Below are 18,555 nucleotides of genomic sequence, written 5' to 3'. Positions count from 1 at the left end.
TCGCCGGCTCCCTCGCCGGGGCGCAGGCCCTTCTCGGCGGGCCCCTCGCGACGGCCGCGACCCCGGACGCCTGGTCGATCGCCGCGTGCGACGTGGGTCAGGGCGACGCGCTGCTCGTCCGATCCGAGGGCGCCGTGGCTCTGATCGACACCGGTCCGGCGCCGGAACCTCTTCGCGACTGCCTGCGCTCGCTCGGCATCGACCGACTCGACCTGCTCGTGCTCACCCACTTCGACCTGGACCATGCGGGCGGCGTCGAGGCCGTGCGGGGCCGGGTGTCCGCGGTGCTGCACGGGCCGACCGCCGACGCGGACGACGAGCGGACCCTCGCCTCGCTCGCGGCCGGGGGAGCACAGGTCGAGCAGGCGTCCGCGGGGCTCAGGGGAACCCTGGGCGGGGCGACCTGGCGCGTGCGGTGGCCCGTTCGCGATATGACGGCGTTCCCCGCGGGCAACGACCTCGGCGTCGTGATGGAGTTCAGCGGGGGAGGGGTGCCTCGCTCGCTCTTCCTCGCCGATCTGTCGGCCCCTGCGCAGCGGCTGCTCCAGCGTTCGGAGCGCCTCGGCCCGTACGCGGTGGTGAAGGTCGCCCACCATGGCAGCGCCGATCAGGACCCCGGGCTGTACCAGGCGCTGTCACCCGTGGTCGCGCTCATCAGCGTGGGCGCCGACAACGACTACGGGCACCCGCGCCGCGAGACGCTCGACCTGCTGGGCGCGCTGGGGGCCCAGGTGTATCGGACCGACGAGCGCGGACGCATCCTGCTCGGGCTGCGTCACGGCGCTCTGGCGATGTGGAGCGAGACGACTCCCGCGCGTCGAGGTCGTCGCCGCGGCAGCGGGACATCGTGCAGGTCTGCGCCGAACCAGCGGCAGCGCTCGTCCGATCGCGGTGTCGGACGCCGCCGGTAGGCTGGGGTCATGGCAGCGTCCCGTCCTCCCGCCCGCGGTGGCGCGAAGCCCGCGAAGATCCCGCCGGTGTCGTGGCGCGAGCCCCGTCCCGCCCCGATCGTGCTCGTCTCCGGTCCGGAAGAGGTCTGCGCCGAGCGTGCGATCGCCGGTGTCCGCGACTATCTGCGCGCCGAGGATCCGGCCCTCGAGGTCAGCGACGTCCGCGCCGACGACTACGCCCCGGGCACGCTCCTGGCCCTCACGTCGCCCTCCCTGTTCGGTGAGCCGCGCCTGGTGCGGGTCTCCGGCGTCGAGAAGTGCTCCGACGCGTTCCTGCAGGAGGCCGTGTCCTATCTCGAGCAACCGCAGGAGGGCGCTACGGTCGTGCTCCGTCACACGGGCGCGAGCGTTCGTGGCAAGAAGCTGCTCGACGCCCTGCGTGCCGGTACGGGCGGGGGCATCGAGATCCCCTGCCCGGCGATCAAGCGAGACGGCGACAGGGTCGACTTCGCGGCGGGGGAGTTCGCGGCCGCCAAGAAGCGCATCGCGCCCCCGGCCCTGCGAGCCCTGGTCTCCGCGTTCGCCGATGACCTCACCGAGCTCGCCGCCGCCTGCCAGCAGCTGATCGGCGACGTCGAGGGCGACGTCACGGAAGAGGTCGTCACCAAGTACTACGGCGGCCGCGTCGAGGTGTCGGCGTTCGTCGTCGCCGACACGGCGATCGCCGGGCGCTACGGCGAGGCCCTGGTGTCGCTGCGGCACGCCCTGGCCTCCGGAGCGGATCCGGTGCCCATGGTCGCGGCGTTCGCCATGAAGCTGCGCACGATGGCGCGGGTCGCCGGGAATCGGGAGCCGAGCCGTCAGCTCGCGCAGCGCCTCGGGATGAAGGACTGGCAGGTCGACCGCGCCCGCCGCGACCTCGCGGGCTGGAACGAGCGGTCGCTCGGGATGGCGATCCAGGCCACCGCCCGCGCCGACGCCGAGGTGAAGGGGGCCGCCCGCGACCCGATCTTTGCGCTCGAGCGCATGGTCACGGTCATCGCCACGCGGGAGCCCTTCGGCGGCTGAGCGCGCGGCGCCCGCAGCCTGGCAGCGGCCCGCCACCCGTGAAGAGCGCGTCGCCGGCGCGCAGTCCCGGCGCGAGCGTGTGCCGCTGCGCGCCGCCTCCGCGATGGAGGCATGTTCCCGGCCCCTCGCTTGTCCCGTGTCGACCTCACGCGTTCCGGGAACGACAGAAGGCCCGTCTCGCGAGGAGACGGGCCTTCCGGATGATCAGATGCTCAGAGAGCGGCGACCTTCTTGGCGATGGCCGACTTGCGGTTGGCCGCCTGGTTCTTGTGGAGCACGCCCTTGCTGACGGCCTTGTCGAGCTTGACCGTGGCCTTCTTCAGGACCTTCTCGGCGGCGGCCTTGTCGCCGGCGGCGACGGCCTCGCGGGTCTGGCGGACGAGAGTCTTCAGCTCGCTCTTCACGGCCTTGTTGCGCTCGTGAGCCTTCTCGTTGGTCTTGTTGCGCTTGATCTGCGACTTGATGTTTGCCACGTGTGGACGCTTTCTGTACAGGAGTTGTTCGGAGTGCCGGCAGCAGAAGAGGGCTGCTGCACGGCGGTCGTGAGGGAAGAACCCACACGCAAGCCAAGAGTCAACTCTACCAGTCCCGGATGCATCGCGCGAAACGAGGCCGCGTCCGCGAAACTGCGTCGCGCTCGGAGTGGTACCGGGTGCAGAATCATCCTGACCCGACAACGACGTCAAGGAGCCCCATGACCCCCGCCTCCGTTCCTTCCCCCGCGCTCGGCCGGCTCCGCTGGTCTGCGGCGACCTCGGCGCTCCAGATCGAGGGCTCGCGCTCCGCCGACGGGGGAGGGCGCTCGATCTGGGACGACTACCTCGAAGCTCCCGGCGCGATCGTCGACGGCTCCACCGCCGACCCCGCCTGCGACAGCTACCGCCATCCCGAGCGTGACGCCGACCTCGCCTCCGCCCTCGGCCTCGACCGCTACCGCTTCTCGATCCCGTGGGCGCGGGTGCAGCCCGACGGACGTGGGCGCGGGAACACCGCAGCCCTCGACCACTACTCCCGGTTCGTCGATCTGCTGCTGGAGCGCGGCGTCACGCCGTTCCCCACGCTGTTCCACTGGGAGATGCCGAGCACCGTGGAGGAGACGGGCGGGTGGCTCGCGCGCGACACCGCCGAGCGATCCGGCGAGTATGCGGCGATCGTGGCCGACCGCCTGGGCGACCGCGTCGCGCACTGGTACACCCTCAACGAGCCGGCGATGACGACGCTCCAGGGCTATGCCGTGGGTGCCCTCGCGCCGGGTAAGCAGCTGCTGTTCGACGCGCTGCCCACCGCGCACCACCAGCTGCTGGCACACGCGCGGGCCGCGGCGGCGCTGCGCACGCGGGGGGCTACGGCGGTGGGACTGGTCAACAACCACACCTGGGTCCTCCCGCTGCACGATGCGCCTGAGGACCACGAGGCGGCGTTCGTCTACGACCTTCTGCACAACCGGATCTTCAGCACCCCGCTGCTCGACGGCGCGTACCCCGACCTCGAGGCGCTCGGGCTGCCGCCGCTGCCCGTCGAGGAGGGCGACCTGACCGCGATCGGCGGCTCGATCGACTTCTACGGCGTCAACTTCTACAACCCCACGACCGTGACGGCATCCACCGCCGGAGGACCCATCCCGTTCGACATCGTGCCGACCCCCGGTGTGCCGGTGACGGGTTTCGGACAGGAGTGGCCGATCATGCCGTCCGCCCTGCGCGACCTGCTGGTCGACCTGCACGCCCGGCACCCGCAGCTGCCGCCCGTGATCATCGGTGAGAACGGTGCCTCCTTCCCCGAGCCCGACACGGCGGCCCGCGTGGACGACGCCGACCGGATCTCCTACCTGTCGGGGCACATCGCCGCGGTCGCCGAGGCCATCGACGCCGGAGTGCCGGTCGAGGAGTACACGGTGTGGTCGCTGCTGGACAACTGGGAGTGGGCCGACGGCTACACCCAGCGCTTCGGACTGGTGCACGTCGATTTCGCCACGGGGGAGTGCACCCCGAAGGCCTCGTACGACTGGTACCGCGACCTGATCGCCTCCGTCCGCACCGGTGCCACGACGTCGGCGGCGCGGCGATGACCGCGGCTCCGGCGACGCACCGCGTCCGGGCCGGCGCGCGGTGGATGTCGCTGTTCACGCTGGCGTGGCTGGCGATCTGGACCGTGCAGCTCACCCCGGTGCAGCTGCTCCTCCCGCTGCAGCTCGATACCCCGGAGGACGACTGGATCCGCGGGGTCGTGTCCTCCGGCCTCGTGCTCGGGGTGGGCGGACTGGCGGGCATCGTCGCCGGTCCGGCCGCCGGTGCCCTGTCGGATCGGGCGCGCGCCGGACGGCACCGCCGACGCCCGTGGGCGCTGGGTGGCGTCTGGCTCACAGCCCTGTGCCTGGTGCTGACCGGGTTCGCGACCGGACCCTGGGCGGTCGGTGCCGGGTGGGTGGGTGTCTCGATCGGCGTCGCGGTGTCGTCGGCCGCCTTCACCGCCCTGATCGCGGATCAGCTTCCGACCACGCAGCGGGGGGCCGCCTCCGCCGCCGTCGGCTCCGCCCAGGCGGTCGGGATCGTGCTCGGCGTCGGGCTGGTCGTGCTCCTCGGACTCGACATCGTGTCGGGCTACCTGCTCCTGGCCGCGGTGATCGCGATCGCGGGGTCGGTGGCCGCGCTCCTGCTGCCCGACCCGCCGACGACCGAGGCGCTGCGTCCCCGGGATGCCGGACGCCCCCGGCTGGCCTCGCTGCGCGACCGAGACTTCGCCTGGATGCTGTCCGGTCGGCTGGCGACCAACGTCGGCAACGCGCTCGGCACCGCCCTGTTCCTGTTCTTCCTGCTGCACGGGCTGGGGCAGGAGAACACGACCGCCCAGGACAACCTGCTGCTGCTGATCGTCGTCTACACGGTGTTCGTGGTGCTGGCCTCGGTGGTCACCGGCCTCGTATCCGACCGGACGGGGCGGCGCCGCACGCTCACGGTCGCCGCGACCGTGGTGCAGGCGGCGTCCGGAGTGGCGATCGTGCTGGTGCCCACGTTCGAGATGACCATGGTCGCCGCGGCGCTCATGGGGCTCGGCTACGGCGCCTTCTCCACGGTGGGACTCGCGTTCGCGGCCGACCTGCTGCCGGACGAGCAGGACCACGCCCGCGACCTCGGCATCGTGAACGTCACCGCGGCGCTCGGTCAGCTGATCGGCCCGGTGCTCGGGGCGGGGCTGGTGGCGCTGGTCGGCGGCTTCTGGCTCGTCTTCTTCGCCGCTGCGGTGCTGTCGCTCGTGGGGGGCCTGCTCACGGCGTTCGCACGGCAGCCCGCCCGCTCATGAGTCCTCGGCCTGCGCCTCGACGGTGGCGATCGCGAGGGCCAGCACCGCGTTGAACACCCGGGGTCGCATGGCCGTGACCAGGTGCGTGGTGCGGGGGACCACGATGAGCTCCGCGTGCGGTGCGAGCCGGCGGAACAGCGGTTCGTTCAGGCGCAGCTGGTCATACTGCCCGTTCACGAACCACAGGGGCACGTCGATGCGCGGGACGGCGGCGGCCACGTCCAGCGCGGCCAGGCTGCGCAGCGCGGTGTCCTGCATGTCGAGCGCGTAGCCACCGGCCTGGAAGTCGGCGCGGTTCTCGGCGGGGATCGTGGCGGCGAGCATCTGCCGGGTGAGCCACAGGCCGCGGTCGGGGAGCGAGTCGACGGCCCGCGCGAACAGTCGGTACGCGCGGAGCCCTGCACCCTGCGGGAGCGAGGTGCAGGCGGCCGCGACGAGCCCGGCGACCGGAGGACGCTCGGCGCCCCCGGTGTAGGCGAGGGAGAGCAGTCCGCCCATCGAATGCCCGACCAGGAGCACGGGTCCGCGCTCGGCGGCGGCGCGCACGGCGGCATCGATCGTGTGGAGGGCCTCGTGCAGCGTGAAGTCCTCCGCCATGCGGGAGCCGTGGCCCGGAAGATCGAGCGCGGTCACGGGGTGCCCGTGCTCCTCCAGGTACGCCACCTGGGAGCGCCACATGGTCGCCGAGGTGCGGATGCCGTGCACGAGGACGGTCTGGACGCTCACTTCTTCAGCATAAAGAAGCGGGGCCGGTGGCGAACCACCGACCCCGCGTCGACACGAGATGTGTCAGAGGGTGTTACTTCTCCCAGCCGACGTTCTCGACCGGCGTGACGCCGAACAGGTCGAGGCCCACGTAGGGCTCCGGCGTGAGGTTCGCCAGGCCGTTCTTGACCACGTAGATCGACGGGCCGTTGTAGAGCGGGATGACGCCCCACGTCTGCTCGATGATCTTCGGCTCGAGCTCCATGGAGGCGGCGGTCCAGGACTCCGCGTCCTTCTGCGACTCGACCTCGTCGGCGATCTGCTTGTCGATCTCGGCCGTGCCGGTGCCCGACAGGTTCAGCTGGCTGTCCGAGCAGTAGAGCTGGCAGAACCAAGCCGGACCGAACGGGTCGGAGTCGGTGAAGCGGAGCGACACCGCGTCCCAGTTCTTCGACGTCAGGTCGTTCGAGAAGTCGGCCGAGGGGCGGACGTCGATCTGCACGTCGATGCCGATCTCCTTCTGCTGCGCCTGGAGCGACTTCGCGAGGGCCTCGAGCGTGGGGTCCTCACCGAACACCGGGTAGGTGATGGACAGCTTCTCGCCGTCCTTCTCGCGGATGCCGTCGTCGCCCTCGGTCCAGCCGGCGTCGTCGAGCAGCTTCTTGGCGGCGTCGACATCGTTCTTCAGACCGGCGGTCGCGAACGAGTCGGAGTAGCCGTCCTGGAACGCATACATGTTCAGCGAACCGGCGGCCGGCTCCTCGTAACCGAGGCCGTTCCACGCGATCTGCTTCTGCTGGTCGATGTTGATGCCCATGAAGAAGGCCTTGCGCACGTCGATGTCCTCGAACTGCGGCTTGTCGGCGTCGACCATGATGATCGTCTTCGCGGTCTGCTGCGCGCGACGCACCGTGGTGTCGTCGACGTCCTGCAGCTGCTTCAGACGGTCGTTGGTGTTGGCGCCCACCATGTCGATCTCGCCGTTCTTGAAGGCGTTGATCGCGGCGTCCGGCTCCATCGCCGTGAAGGTCACCGAGTCGAGCAGCGGTGCGTTGCCCCACCACTCGGGGTTCGGCTTGAACGAGACGAAGCCGCCGTTCGGGTCGAACGTGTCGACCGTGTACGGTCCGGCGCCCCACTCGGGGTGCATGTTGCCGATGAAGCCCTCGTTGAAGACGGTCGGGTCGGCGACGGCCGGGTGCAGCACGCCACCGGTCAGGAACGCCATGGACGGCCAGGCGTAGATGCCGTCGAAGGTGACGACCGCGGTCTTGGCGGAGTCGCCCTGCTCGACGCTCTTGATCTGCTTGTAGCCGTCGGTCGCGTTGGGGGTGAAGCCCTCGTCGTAGGAGCGGTTGGCCTTCCACGTCGCGTCGATGGCCGTCCAGTCCATGTCCGTGCCGTCGTTGAAGTGGGCCTCGTCCGTGAACGTGAACGTGATGGTGGTGTTGCCGTCCTTCTCGCCGATGTCGTAGGCGTCGAGGTACGCGTCGTTCTTCGTGACCTCGCCCTCCGGCGAGACGAGCAGGATCTGCGGCATGTACCACGACCACAGACGCACGGTGTCCGCGCTGCCGTCGCCGTTGAAGGCGTTCAGCTGCTCGGGGATCTCGTTGATCGGGAAGTTGACCTCGCCACCCTCCTGCAGGTTGCTGCGGTCCTGGGGGTTGTAGTCGGCGGACTTGGTCTCGACCTTGTCGCCGCCGTTGTCCCCGCCACCGGTGTTTCCGGACCCGCTCGCGCAACCCGCGAGGGCGAGTGCCAGGGCGCCGCTGATCGCGATCGCCCCCAGCAACTTCTTGTTCTTCATGGTGCTCCTTTCGCCTTTCGGCGTTTCATAAAGGGAAGAATAGTTCGCGGTCGCGACCGGCATACCGCCCCGGAGTGAATCGCGCCTAACCGTTATCGGACGGTGACCAGCAACCCCGCGACCGCGGCGATCAGACCGTCGCCGGCTTGGTCGACATGGTCGCCGCGTCGAACACGACGCGCTGGCGGGTGCGCTCCACATCCGGGTCGGGGACGGGGATGGCCGACAGCAGCGCCTGCGTGTACGGGTGCTGCGGGTTGTCGAACACGTCGTCCACGTCGCCGTGCTCCACGAACTCGCCGAGGTACATCACGGCCACGCGGTCGGCGATGTGGCGCACCACGGACAGGTCGTGCGCGACGAACAGGTAGGACAGGCCCAGCTTCACCTTCAGCTCATCGAGCAGGTTGATCACACCGGCCTGGATCGACACGTCGAGCGCCGAGACCGGCTCATCGAGCACCACGATCTTCGGGTTCGTCGACAGGGCGCGGGCGATGCCGATGCGCTGCCGCTGACCGCCGGAGAACGCCTGGGGGAAGCGGTCGCTGTGCGCCGGGTTCAGGCCGACGAGGTCCATCAGCTCGTCCACGCGACGGTGCGCCTCCTCCTTGGGCGTGCCGATCGCGAACAGCGGCTCGGAGATGATGTCGGCGACCGTCATGCGCGGGTCGAGGGCGCCCATCGGGTCCTGGAACACGATCTGGATGTCGCGGCGCAGCGCCCGCTCGACCTTGCGGCTGTGGATGTCGTTGACGCTGGTGCCGGCGATCACGATGTCGCCCTCGCTCTGCTTGACCATGTCCATGATCTGCAGCAGGGTCGTGGTCTTGCCGGAGCCGGACTCGCCGACGATGGCCATCGTCTCGCCCTCACGGACGTCGAAGCTGATGCCCTTGATCGCCTGCACCTCGCCGACCTTGCGCTTGAGGAACGCGCCCTTGAGCAGCGGGAAGGTCTTCGTGAGGTTCTTGACCTCGAGCGTGACCGGGCGCTCCTCGCGCGGGAGCCGCGTGAGGTCGCTCTCCGGCACCGCGCGCACGGGGTAGATCGGGAGGCCGCCCAGCAGGCCGCCGTCCTCGATCTCGTGCGAGCGGATGCAGGCGGCGCGGTGCAGGTCGCCCGAGCCGGTGGCCACGGGGAGCAGCTCCGGCTCCTTCGCGCGGCACGCGTCCATCACGATGGGGCAGCGGTCGGCGAAGGGGCACGCGTCGGGCAGGTCGATCAGCAGCGGCGGGTTGCCCTTGATCGGGGTGAGCGGCTGCTTGTCGCCCTTGTCCACGCGCGGGATCGCGCCCAGCAGGCCGATCGAGTACGGCATGCGCGTCTTGTGGAACAGCTCGTGCACGGGCGCCTGCTCCACGGGCTTGCCCGCGTACATCACCAGCACGTCGTCGGCCGTGCGGGCCACCACGCCCATGTCGTGCGTGATCATGATCACCGCGGCGCCGGTCTCGTCCTGCGCCTTCTCGATCAGATCGAGGATCTGCGCCTGGATCGTGACGTCGAGGGCCGTGGTCGGCTCGTCGCAGATGATGAGCTTGGGGTTGTTCGCCATCGCGATGGCGATCACCACGCGCTGGCGCATGCCGCCGGAGAACTCGTGCGGGAACGACTTCATGCGCCGCTCCGGCTCGGTGATGCCGACGAGCTTCAACAGCTCGACCGAGCGGTCCCACGCATCCTTCTTCGACAGGCTGCGGTGCACCGTGAGGGCCTCGATGAGCTGGTCGCCCACCGTGTAGACGGGGGTGAGCGAGGTCAGCGGGTCCTGGAAGACCATCGACATGCCGTTGCCTCGGATCACCGACAGCTGCTTGTCGCTCATGCCGATCAGCTCTTTGCCGTCGTACATGATCGAGCCGGTGACCTTGGCGTTCTCGTCGAGGAGCCCCATGATCGCGAGCGAGGTGACGGACTTGCCGGAGCCGGACTCGCCGACGATGCCGAGGGTCTTGCCGGCTTCGAGGTCGAACGAGACGCCGCGCACGGCGTCGACGCGGCCGGCCTCGGAGGCGAAGCTGACCTTGAGGTCGCGGACGGAGAGGACGTTGGTCATGCGCGGCCTCCTGCAGCCGAGGTCGGGTCGAGGGCGTCGCGCAGGCCGTCGGCGATCAACGCCATCGACACCGTGAGCAGGGTCAGCGCCGCCGCCGGGAAGTAGAACAGCCACGGGGCCGTGGTGAGCGAGCTCGAGCCGGCACCGATCAGCGCGCCGAGCGACACGTCGGGGATCTTGACGCCGAAGCCCAGGAACGACAGACCGGTCTCGGTCACGACGGCCGAGACGACGCCGAGGGTGAAGTTGATCACGAGGAGCGAGCCGATGTTCGGCAGCAGGTGGCGCAGCACGATCTTCATGCCGCCCACGCCCATGTAGCGGGCCGCGCTGACGTACTCGCGCTCGCGCAGCGACAGGGCCATGGTCCAGATGACGCGGGCGGGGAAGTACCACCCGATCACGAAGATCATGATGAGCGCGATCACGCGCCAGTCTCCGCCGGCCTTGTTCGAGATCATCGCGAGGATCAGGAAGCTCGGGATCACCATCATGAAGTGGATCACCAGGAGCGAGATGCGCTCGGTCCAGCCGCCGAAGTAGGCCGCGGCCGTGCCGACCAGGGCCGACACGATCGTGACGCCGATCGAGACGGTGAGCGCGATCATGAGGGAGCGCTGCAGGCCGACCGCGACCTGCGCGAACAGGTCGTTGCCGGCGTTGTTGGTGCCGAACCAGTGCTCCGTGGACGGCGGGGTGCTCAGGTTCAGGAAGTCGAGCTCCACGTGGTCGTAGCGCGCGATCAGCGGGCCGAAGATCGCGAACAGCACGAGCAGCACGAAGATCACCAGGCCGATGAGCGCACCGCGGTTGCGGGAGAAGCGCCGCCAGTACAGGCTCCACTTCGACAGGCGCTTCGTCGCGACGCGGGTGGTCTCGGGGCCGGCGGCCGCGGGGTCCGGGTGGATGGTCGGGTCGAGCATGTCGGTGCTCATGTCAGCTCACTCTCACACGCGGGTCGAGGACCACGACGGCGATGTCGGCGAGGATCGCGCCGATCGCCGTGAGGACCGCGCCGAAGGCCGCGATCGCGACGGTTCCGTGGATGTCGTTCTTCGAGATGGTCTCGATGAAGTACTTGCCCATGCCGTTCCACGCGAAGATCGTCTCGGTCAGGACCGCACCGGTGAAGATGGCGGGGATCGTGAAGGCGACCTGCGTGGCGACGGGGATCAGCGAGGTGCGCAGCGCGTGCTTGCGGATGGCCTGCTGCTTGGTGAGGCCCTTGGCGCGAGCGGTGCGCACGTAGTCGGCGTTGATGTTGTCCAGCAGCAGCGAGCGCTGCAGGAAGTGGATGCTCGCGTAGCCCGTGAGCACCAGGGCTATGGTCGGCAGCGTCAGATGCTGCAGCACATCTATCAGGGTGGGGAAGAAGCCCTCGACCCCCTGACTGGCGTTCCCTGTCACATAGAAGATGCGCGTGCCGGTGGCGTTGTTGAGGCCGATCGCGAGCAGCACGATCGCGAAGGCCGCGACAACGATCGGGATGTTCAGCGTGATGATGCTGGTGGCCTGGCCGATGCGGTCGGCGAGCTTGTACTGGCGGGAGGCCGTGTACACGCCGAGCGCGATGCCGAGGATCGTGGTGATGATCGTCGCGCCGAGCACGAGCTCCGCGCTGACCCACATGCGGTACGCGACCTGCTCGTTGACGGAGCCGCCGGTCGGGCTCACCCCCCAGTCCCACCGGAGGAGGATGCTGGTGAACCAGTTCCACCAGCGCTCGATGAGCGGCACGGTGTCGCTGAGGTTGCGGGGCACGAGGAGGTTGTTGATCTGCTCTTCACTGAGCGGAGGACGACGGCCCACGTAGTTGCTGCGCGGATCGAGGAACCCCCACGCGAGGAAGTAGGTGAGGTTCGTCGCGACCACGATCATGAGCAGCCAGCCGAGGGCGCGGCGTGCGAGGTACTTGATCAAGGGGGATTGTCTTTCTCTTCTCCAGACGCGCTCGGGATCCGCCGACGCAACGCTGAGCCGGGCGGATGAATCGGGCGCCATCCGCCGTTCTGCGCGACGCGACAGCCCTCACGGAGTCTGTGACGGAGTCGTATCGCTTACGGGATCCGGTGTCACGGATTGATCCCGGGCAACTTCGGGAGACTATCACCGATGTCCCCGAATGGGGATTCCCCTGCCCCTCACCGTAGAATCGACGGGACATGTCCCCACGCGCTCTCACCCCGCTTCAGCCTGCCGCGACGCCGGCTGCGCAGATCCGCAATTTCTGCATCATCGCCCACATCGATCACGGCAAGTCGACGCTCGCCGACCGCATGCTCCAGATCACCGGAGTGGTGTCGGACCGGGACATGCGGGCGCAGTACCTCGACCGCATGGACATCGAGCGCGAGCGCGGCATCACCATCAAGAGCCAGGCCGTGCGCATGCCCTGGGAGATCGACGGCGAGACGTTCGCGCTGAACATGATCGACACCCCCGGCCACGTGGACTTCACCTACGAGGTGTCGCGCTCCCTCGCCGCGTGCGAGGGGGCGATCCTCCTGGTCGACGCCGCACAGGGGATCGAGGCGCAGACGCTCGCCAACCTCTACCTGGCGCTCGAGAACGACCTGCACATCATCCCGGTCCTCAACAAGATCGACCTCCCGGCGGCCGACCCGGAGAAGTACGCGAAGGAGCTCGCCTCCCTCATCGGGGGCAAGCCGGAAGACGTGCTGCGCGTCTCGGGCAAGACCGGCGTCGGCGTCGAGGATCTGCTCGACCGCCTCGTGCGGGAGATCCCCGCGCCGGTCGGAGACGCCGAGGCTCCCGCCCGCGCCATGATCTTCGACTCCGTGTACGACGCGTACCGCGGCGTCGTCACCTACGTGCGCATGGTCGACGGCAGCCTCTCCCCGCGCGAGCGCATCCAGATGATGTCGACCGGCGCCAACCACGAGGCTCTCGAGGTCGGGGTGTCCAGCCCCGAGCCGACGCCCACGAAGGGCCTCGGCGTCGGCGAGGTGGGCTACCTCATCACCGGCGTGAAGGACGTGCGCCAGTCGAAGGTCGGCGACACCATCACGAACGCGCGCAAGCCCGCCGCTGAGGCGCTCCCCGGTTACACCGACCCGAAGCCGATGGTGTTCTCGGGCATCTACCCGATCGACGGCAGCGACTACGCGGAACTGCGCGAGGCCCTCGACAAGCTCAAGCTCTCCGACGCGTCGCTGCAGTACGAGCCGGAGACCTCGGTCGCGCTCGGCTTCGGCTTCCGCTGCGGCTTCCTCGGCCTGCTGCACCTGGAGATCGTGACGGAGCGGCTCGCGCGCGAGTTCGGCCTCGACCTCATCACCACGGCGCCGAGCGTGATCTACGAGGTCGTCACGAGCGACACCGGCGAGACGGTCACGGTCACGAACCCGAGCGAGTACCCCGATGGGCGCATCGGCTCGGTGTCGGAGCCGATGGTGAAGGCGGCGATCCTGCTGCCCAAGGACTACGTCGGCACCGTGATGGAGCTGTGCCAGTCGCGGCGCGGCACGCTGCTGGGCATGGAGTACTTCTCGGAGGAGCGCGTCGAGCTGCGCTACAACATGCCGCTCGGCGAGATCGTGTTCGACTTCTTCGACCAGCTCAAGTCCAAGACGCAGGGGTACGCCTCGCTCGACTACGAGCCCTCCGGTCAGCAGGAGGCCGACCTGGTGAAGGTCGACATCCTCCTCCAGGGCGAGAAGGTCGACGCCTTCAGCTCGATCGTGCACCGCGACAAGGCCTACGCGTACGGCACGATGATGGCCGAGCGCCTGCGCAAGCTCATCCCTCGTCAGCAGTTCGAGGTGCCGATCCAGGCGGCGATCGGTGCGCGCATCATCGCCCGCGAGACCATCCGCGCGATCCGCAAGGACGTGCTCGCCAAGTGCTACGGCGGTGACATCACCCGCAAGCGCAAGCTCCTCGAGAAGCAGAAGGAGGGCAAGAAGCGCATGAAGATGGTCGGCCGCGTCGAGGTCCCCCAGGAGGCGTTCATCGCGGCGCTCTCCGGCGACGTCGAGGGCAAGGACAAGAAGTAACCCGGGCGATCCTGGGCGCTCCCGTGGTGCGGGGGGTGTTCGCCCAGGGAACCCGAAGTAGGCTGGATCTCATGCGGCGCGGGACTTTCCGAGACGACACGGTGGACTATGCGGCCGTGGGTGCGACCCACGCCCCCGACCTGATGCAGTACCCGCCGGAGCGCAGCATCCCGGCGGAGGAGTCCTGGCGGATCGGCAGCGGCGAGGAGCGGTTCCAGACGGCGGGCGAGGCCCTGCTGTCGTGGACGGCGCAGCGCGCAGCGGGACTCTCGGTGGAAGACGTGCGTCCCGCCCCGGGCCCCGCGTACGCCGGGGTCAGCTTCGACGCCGAGGGCAACCCGATCGCGCCGAGCAAGCGCGATGTCGAGCCGCGCTACGACGCGGAGGGCATGCCGTTCGTCGGCGCCGGGATGACGCTGCACCTGCGCGGTCGGGTGGGCGGCATGCGCGCCGACTCCGAGCTGCGCGTGATCTCGGTCACCGAGGAGACACGGCGCATCGGCTTCGTGCTCGGGACGATCGGGGGCTCGGTCGTCAGCGGCGAGGAGTCGTTCGACGTCGACTGGCGCGAGGACAACGACGAGGTGTGGTTCACGGTGCGCGCGTTCGACGCGCCCAACGCGCTCGTCTACCGCCTGATCCCGGCCCTCATGAAGCGGCGCCGCCGCGAGCTGTTCGCGCGGTACCTGCGCGCGATCTCCCCGCTGTACGCGACCCCCGTCTGATGGCGGGACCGCTTCCCCTCGGCGATCCGGCTCCCGCCGACGGCCGCCTGCCCGACGACCTGCCGATCTCTGCCGACACCCCGTTCTCGGCGTACCTGCACGTGCCGTTCTGCCGCGTGCGCTGCGGCTACTGCGACTTCAACACCTACACGTCGAGCGAGCTGCGCGGCGCGAAGCAGGAGGACTATGCGTCGACCCTGATCGCCGAGATCGCCCTCGCTCGCGGCGTGCTGGAGGCCGCGGGGGCGCTGCGACCGATGGACACGGTGTTCTTCGGGGGCGGCACGCCGACGCTGCTGCCCCCGGGCGACCTCGCGCGGATGCTCGGCGCGGCGACCGCGGCGTTCGGGCTGGCGCCGGGTGCCGAGGTGACGGTGGAGGCGAACCCCGACACGGTGACGCCCGAGGTGGCGCGCACCCTCGCGGAGGCCGGCGTCACGCGGTTGTCGATCGGCATGCAGTCGGCGGTGCCGCACGTGCTCGCCGCTCTCGATCGCACGCATCAGCCGGAGAACGTGCGGACGGCGGTGGCCGCGGCCAAGGGTGCGGGACTGGACGTCAGCGTCGATCTCATCTACGGCGCGCCGGGGGAGTCACTCGCCGACTGGGAGGCGTCGCTCGATGCGGCCCTCCAGCTCGAGTCGGACCACATCTCCGCGTACGCGTTGATCATCGAGGACGGCACGAAGCTCGCGCGGCAGATCCGTCGCGGCGAGGTGCCTACCCCCGACGACGACCTGCAGGCGGACATGTACGAGCTGGCCGACGAGCGGCTGGCCGCGGCGGGCTTCGAGTGGTACGAGGTCAGCAACTGGGCGCGCACGCCGGAGCAGCGGTCGCGGCACAACCTGGCGTACTGGCGGGGGAGCGACTGGTGGGGCTTCGGTCCCGGCGCGCACAGCCACGTGGCGGGACTGCGCTGGTGGAACGTGAAGCATCCGGCCGCCTACGCGCAGCGGCTCGCGGCGTCCGCGTCTCCGGCGGCGGGACGGGAGCGCCCCGACGTGGAGGCCCAGACGCTCGAGCGCATCCTGCTGCTCAGCCGCATCCGCGAGGGCATCGCGGTGGAGGACCTGCCCGCGGCGAACCGCCCCCGCGTGGCCGGACTCATCGCGGACGGCCTGATCGACGCGGCGGCGGCGATCCGCGGGCGCGTGCAGCTCACCCTGCGCGGACGCCTCCTCGCCGACGCGGTGGTGCGCGAGCTCACCGACTGAGTGATCGGCGCGCGGGTTCGGAGAACTCCCGGTCGTACGCGGTAGGATTGGCACTCAGGGTGTCAGAGTGCCAGCGTCCGGTCGTCAGCGGGAAGGGGTGGGCCATGGTCACAGAGCGAGGACTCCAGGTTCTCCGCGCGATCGTGCAGGACTACGTCGAGACGCACGAGCCGGTGGGCAGCCGATCGATCGTCGACCGTCACTCGTTCGGGGTGTCCGCGGCGACGATCCGCAACGACATGGCGCAGCTCGAAGACGAGGAGCTCATCACCGCCCCCCACACGTCGTCCGGTCGCGTGCCCACCGACAAGGGCTACCGCGTCTTCGTCAACCACCTCGCCCAGCTCCGTCCCCTCTCCTCGGCGCAGCGCTCGGCGATCGAGTCGTTCCTCGCCGACCCCGCCGACCTCGACGACCTCATGGCGCGCACGGTGCGGGTACTGACGCAGCTCACGGGTCAGGTCGCGCTGGCGCAGTATCCGTCGTTCGCCCGCGCGCGGGTCACGCACGTGGAGCTCGTCGCGCTGGCCCCCAACCGTCTCCTGACCGTGCTGGTGACCGATGCCGGCGGCGTCTCGCAGCGGATGACCGTGCTGCCGGATGCGATCGACGAGGCCGATCTCGGTGTGCTCCGCGCCCGGCTCTCCGCGCTCATCACGGGACAGGCGATTGCGGAGGCGTCCGAGCGGCTGCAGACCCTGCTGGCCGCGGAGGAGACGCCGCGCGACCGCGTGCTGCGCACTCTCGCCGGCGTCCTCGTCGACGAGCTGGGCGGGTTCCGTCAGGAGCGACTGGTGATGGCGGGCGCGGCGACCCTCGCCCGCCGCGAGCACGACTTCCGCGGCAGCATCCACCCCCTCCTCGAGGCGATCGAGGAGCAGGTGACGCTGCTGCGGCTGATGAGCGAGATGGTGGCCGACGAGCACGGCCTGGCGGCCAGCATCGGCACCGAGAACGCGCCGTTCGGTCTCGGCGAGGCGTCGATCGTCGCGAGCGACTACGCGGCACCGACCGGAACGGCGCGCGTCGGCGTGATGGGGCCGACGCGCATGGACTATCCGAGCAACCTGGCGGCGGCGCGGGCGGTGGCCCGCTACCTGTCGCGGATGCTCGACGACGACGAGGCCGGCCGCTGACGCGGCCCCACGGAACACGCAGAAGGGCGATTGTGGCGGACCACTATGAGGTTCTCGGGGTGTCCCGGGACGCTTCCACGGATGAGATCAAGAAGGCGTACCGCCGACTGGCGCGGCAGCTCCACCCGGACGTGAATCCGGGCGAGGACGCGGCAGAGCGGTTCAAGCTCGTCACCCACGCCTACGACGTGCTCAGCGACGAGGAGTCGCGACGCCGTTACGACATGGGCGGCGGGGACGGCGCCGCGGGCAACTTCGGCGGCTTCGGCGGGTTCGGCGACATCTTCGAGACGTTCTTCGGCGCCGCGCAGGGCGGTGGCCGCGGAGCCCGGCCCCGGTCGCGGCGCGAGCGCGGTCAAGACGCCCTGGTGCGCGTGACGCTCGAGCTGGGCGACGTCGTGTTCGGCGCGCACCGCGACATCGAGGTCGACACCGCGGTGCTGTGCGAGACGTGTCAGGGCTCGTGCTGCCAGGAGGGCACCTCGCCCGTCACGTGCGACATCTGCGGCGGCACCGGCCACGTGCAGCGTCAGGTGCGCAGCCTGCTCGGCAACGTCGTCACCTCGCAGCCGTGCGGCACGTGCGAGGGCTACGGCACCACCATCCCGTATCCGTGCGGCACGTGCGGCGGACAGGGGCGCGTGCGCTCGCGGCGCACCGTGTCGCTCGACATCCCCGCCGGCGTGGAGACCGGACTGCGCCTGCAGCTGCCCGGCTCCGGTGAGGTCGGTCGCGCCGGTGGCCCCCACGGCGACCTGTACGTGGAGGTCACGGTCACCCCGCACCCCGCGTTCAGCCGGGAGGGCGACGACCTCCTCGCGACGCTCGAGGTGTCGATGACCGATGCGATCCTCGGCACCGACACGTCGATCGAGGGCCTGGACGGCGAGGTCGACCTGGAGATCCGCCCCGGTGTGCAGTCCGGCGACGTGCTGACGATCAAGGGCCGCGGCATCACGCCGCTGCGCGGCACCCAGCGCGGCGACCTGCGCGTGGGCGTGCAGGTCGTGACACCCACGAAGCTCGACGCGTCGCAGCGCAAGCTCATCGAGGACTTCGCGAAGAAGGCGAAGGCTCCGGCCCCGCAGCTCGCCCAGTTCCAGCAGGGGCTGTTCTCGAAGCTGCGCGACCGGTTCCGCGGACACTGATCGTGGCGCTCCACTTCCTTGTCGAGACGGCGGGAGGCGCGGCCGTCGGCGACGTGGTCACGCTGACCGGCGCCGAGGCGAAGCACGCGGCCGTGGTGCGTCGGCTGCGCGTCGGCGAGGCCGTGACGGTGGGGGACGGCCGCGGCGTGTGGCTGACCGGCGTCGCGGAGGAGGTCTCGCCGTCGCGCGTCGAGGTGCGCGTGCAGGAGCGCGCGGTGTCGCCGTCGCCGTCGCCGAGGGTCGTGCTGGTGCAGGCGCTCGCGAAGGGCGACCGTGACGAGCTCGCGGTGCAGGCGGCGTGCGAGCTCGGCGTGGACGAGATCGTGCCGTGGCAGGCGGGTCGCAGCATCTCGCGCTGGGAGGGGCCCAAGGCGGCGAAGGGTCGCGAGCGCTGGGCGACGATCGTGCGCGAGGCGGCCAAGCAGGCCCATCGCGCATGGGTGCCGGAGGTCGCGCCGGTCGCGTCGACCGCGCAGCTGGC

16 protein-coding genes are annotated in these 18,555 nt (G+C 70.1%); 10 read left to right on the top strand and 6 right to left on the bottom strand.

Going from position 1 to position 18,555, the window contains the following annotated elements:
- Both DW309_RS14070 and holA read left to right on the top strand, forming a co-directional pair.
- The coding region (locus DW309_RS14070) for a ComEC/Rec2 family competence protein (RefSeq protein WP_136045724.1) at nt 1-911 on the top strand (911 nt) is incomplete at its 5' end.
- Nucleotides 912-920: 9 nt separating this feature from the next.
- Nucleotides 921-1,958, top strand: coding sequence for a DNA polymerase III subunit delta (gene holA / locus DW309_RS14065; protein ID WP_136045723.1), 1,038 nt, complete (start codon nt 921-923; stop codon nt 1,956-1,958).
- A 212-nt stretch (nt 1,959-2,170) separates the two neighbouring features.
- On the opposite strand, the gene rpsT is transcribed toward holA, so the two are convergent.
- On the bottom strand, nt 2,171-2,431 hold the full coding sequence (gene rpsT, locus DW309_RS14060; protein ID WP_136030523.1) for a 30S ribosomal protein S20: 261 nt from the start codon (nt 2,429-2,431) through the stop codon (nt 2,171-2,173).
- A 221-nt stretch (nt 2,432-2,652) separates the two neighbouring features.
- Here rpsT and DW309_RS14055 point away from each other — a divergent pair, with 221 nt between their 5' ends.
- Complete coding sequence (locus DW309_RS14055) at nt 2,653-4,026, top strand: glycoside hydrolase family 1 protein (RefSeq protein ID WP_136045722.1); 1,374 nt, start codon at nt 2,653-2,655, stop codon at nt 4,024-4,026.
- Nucleotides 4,023-5,258 carry an MFS transporter gene (locus tag DW309_RS14050; RefSeq protein WP_168387282.1) on the top strand — a complete coding sequence of 412 codons (1,236 nt, stop codon included), beginning with the start codon at nt 4,023-4,025 and terminating at the stop codon, nt 5,256-5,258. The genes DW309_RS14055 and DW309_RS14050 overlap by 4 nt, the downstream gene beginning before the upstream one ends.
- On the opposite strand, the gene DW309_RS14045 is transcribed toward DW309_RS14050, so the two are convergent.
- The 5 genes from DW309_RS14045 to DW309_RS14025 all read right to left on the bottom strand — a co-directional run bounded on the left by DW309_RS14045 (nt 5,253) and on the right by DW309_RS14025 (nt 11,752).
- The gene (locus tag DW309_RS14045) at nt 5,253-5,984 is read right to left on the bottom strand and encodes an alpha/beta fold hydrolase (RefSeq protein ID WP_136030529.1); all 732 of its coding nucleotides are present in this window, start codon (nt 5,982-5,984) and stop codon (nt 5,253-5,255) included. The two genes, DW309_RS14050 and DW309_RS14045, sit on opposite strands and share 6 nt — an antisense overlap.
- A gap of 73 nt (nt 5,985-6,057) precedes the next feature.
- On the bottom strand, nt 6,058-7,773 hold the full coding sequence (locus DW309_RS14040; protein ID WP_136045721.1) for an ABC transporter family substrate-binding protein: 1,716 nt from the start codon (nt 7,771-7,773) through the stop codon (nt 6,058-6,060).
- 130 nt (nt 7,774-7,903) lie between these two features.
- Nucleotides 7,904-9,832 carry an ABC transporter ATP-binding protein gene (locus DW309_RS14035; protein ID WP_136045720.1) on the bottom strand — a complete coding sequence of 643 codons (1,929 nt, stop codon included), beginning with the start codon at nt 9,830-9,832 and terminating at the stop codon, nt 7,904-7,906.
- Nucleotides 9,829-10,767 (bottom strand): ABC transporter permease, encoded by a 939-nt coding sequence (locus tag DW309_RS14030; protein ID WP_136045719.1) that lies wholly within the window; start codon nt 10,765-10,767, stop codon nt 9,829-9,831. The genes DW309_RS14035 and DW309_RS14030 overlap by 4 nt, the downstream gene beginning before the upstream one ends.
- A 1-nt stretch (nt 10,768) precedes the next feature.
- On the bottom strand, nt 10,769-11,752 hold the full coding sequence (locus tag DW309_RS14025) for an ABC transporter permease (RefSeq protein WP_136030537.1): 984 nt from the start codon (nt 11,750-11,752) through the stop codon (nt 10,769-10,771).
- Between the two features lie 242 nt (nt 11,753-11,994).
- On the opposite strand from DW309_RS14025, the gene lepA reads away from it, so the two are divergent.
- The 6 genes from lepA to DW309_RS13995 form a co-directional block, all read left to right on the top strand.
- The gene (gene lepA, locus DW309_RS14020; protein WP_136030540.1) at nt 11,995-13,848 is read left to right on the top strand and encodes a translation elongation factor 4; all 1,854 of its coding nucleotides are present in this window, start codon (nt 11,995-11,997) and stop codon (nt 13,846-13,848) included.
- A 71-nt stretch (nt 13,849-13,919) separates the two neighbouring features.
- The gene (locus tag DW309_RS14015; protein ID WP_136030542.1) at nt 13,920-14,573 is read left to right on the top strand and encodes a DUF1990 domain-containing protein; all 654 of its coding nucleotides are present in this window, start codon (nt 13,920-13,922) and stop codon (nt 14,571-14,573) included.
- Entirely contained in the window at nt 14,573-15,790 is a 1,218-nt protein-coding gene (gene hemW / locus DW309_RS14010) for a radical SAM family heme chaperone HemW (RefSeq protein ID WP_136045718.1), read from the top strand. Before DW309_RS14015 ends, hemW begins: the two co-directional genes overlap by 1 nt.
- A 104-nt stretch (nt 15,791-15,894) precedes the next feature.
- Nucleotides 15,895-16,926, top strand: a complete 1,032-nt coding sequence (gene hrcA / locus DW309_RS14005; RefSeq protein WP_136036372.1) for a heat-inducible transcriptional repressor HrcA — start codon at nt 15,895-15,897, stop codon at nt 16,924-16,926.
- A gap of 32 nt (nt 16,927-16,958) precedes the next feature.
- Nucleotides 16,959-18,074, top strand: a complete 1,116-nt coding sequence (gene dnaJ / locus DW309_RS14000; protein ID WP_136045717.1) for a molecular chaperone DnaJ — start codon at nt 16,959-16,961, stop codon at nt 18,072-18,074.
- A 2-nt stretch (nt 18,075-18,076) separates the two neighbouring features.
- Nucleotides 18,077-18,555, top strand: a 479-nt coding sequence (locus tag DW309_RS13995; protein ID WP_136045716.1) for an RsmE family RNA methyltransferase, incomplete at its 3' end; no start/stop codon positions are given.

Origin of the sequence: Microbacterium sp. K41 (assembly GCF_004794395.1) — a bacterium.
Classification (GTDB): Bacteria; Actinomycetota; Actinomycetes; order Actinomycetales; family Microbacteriaceae; genus Microbacterium; species Microbacterium sufflavum.
This window is presented reverse-complemented; position numbering and strand designations above follow the sequence as displayed.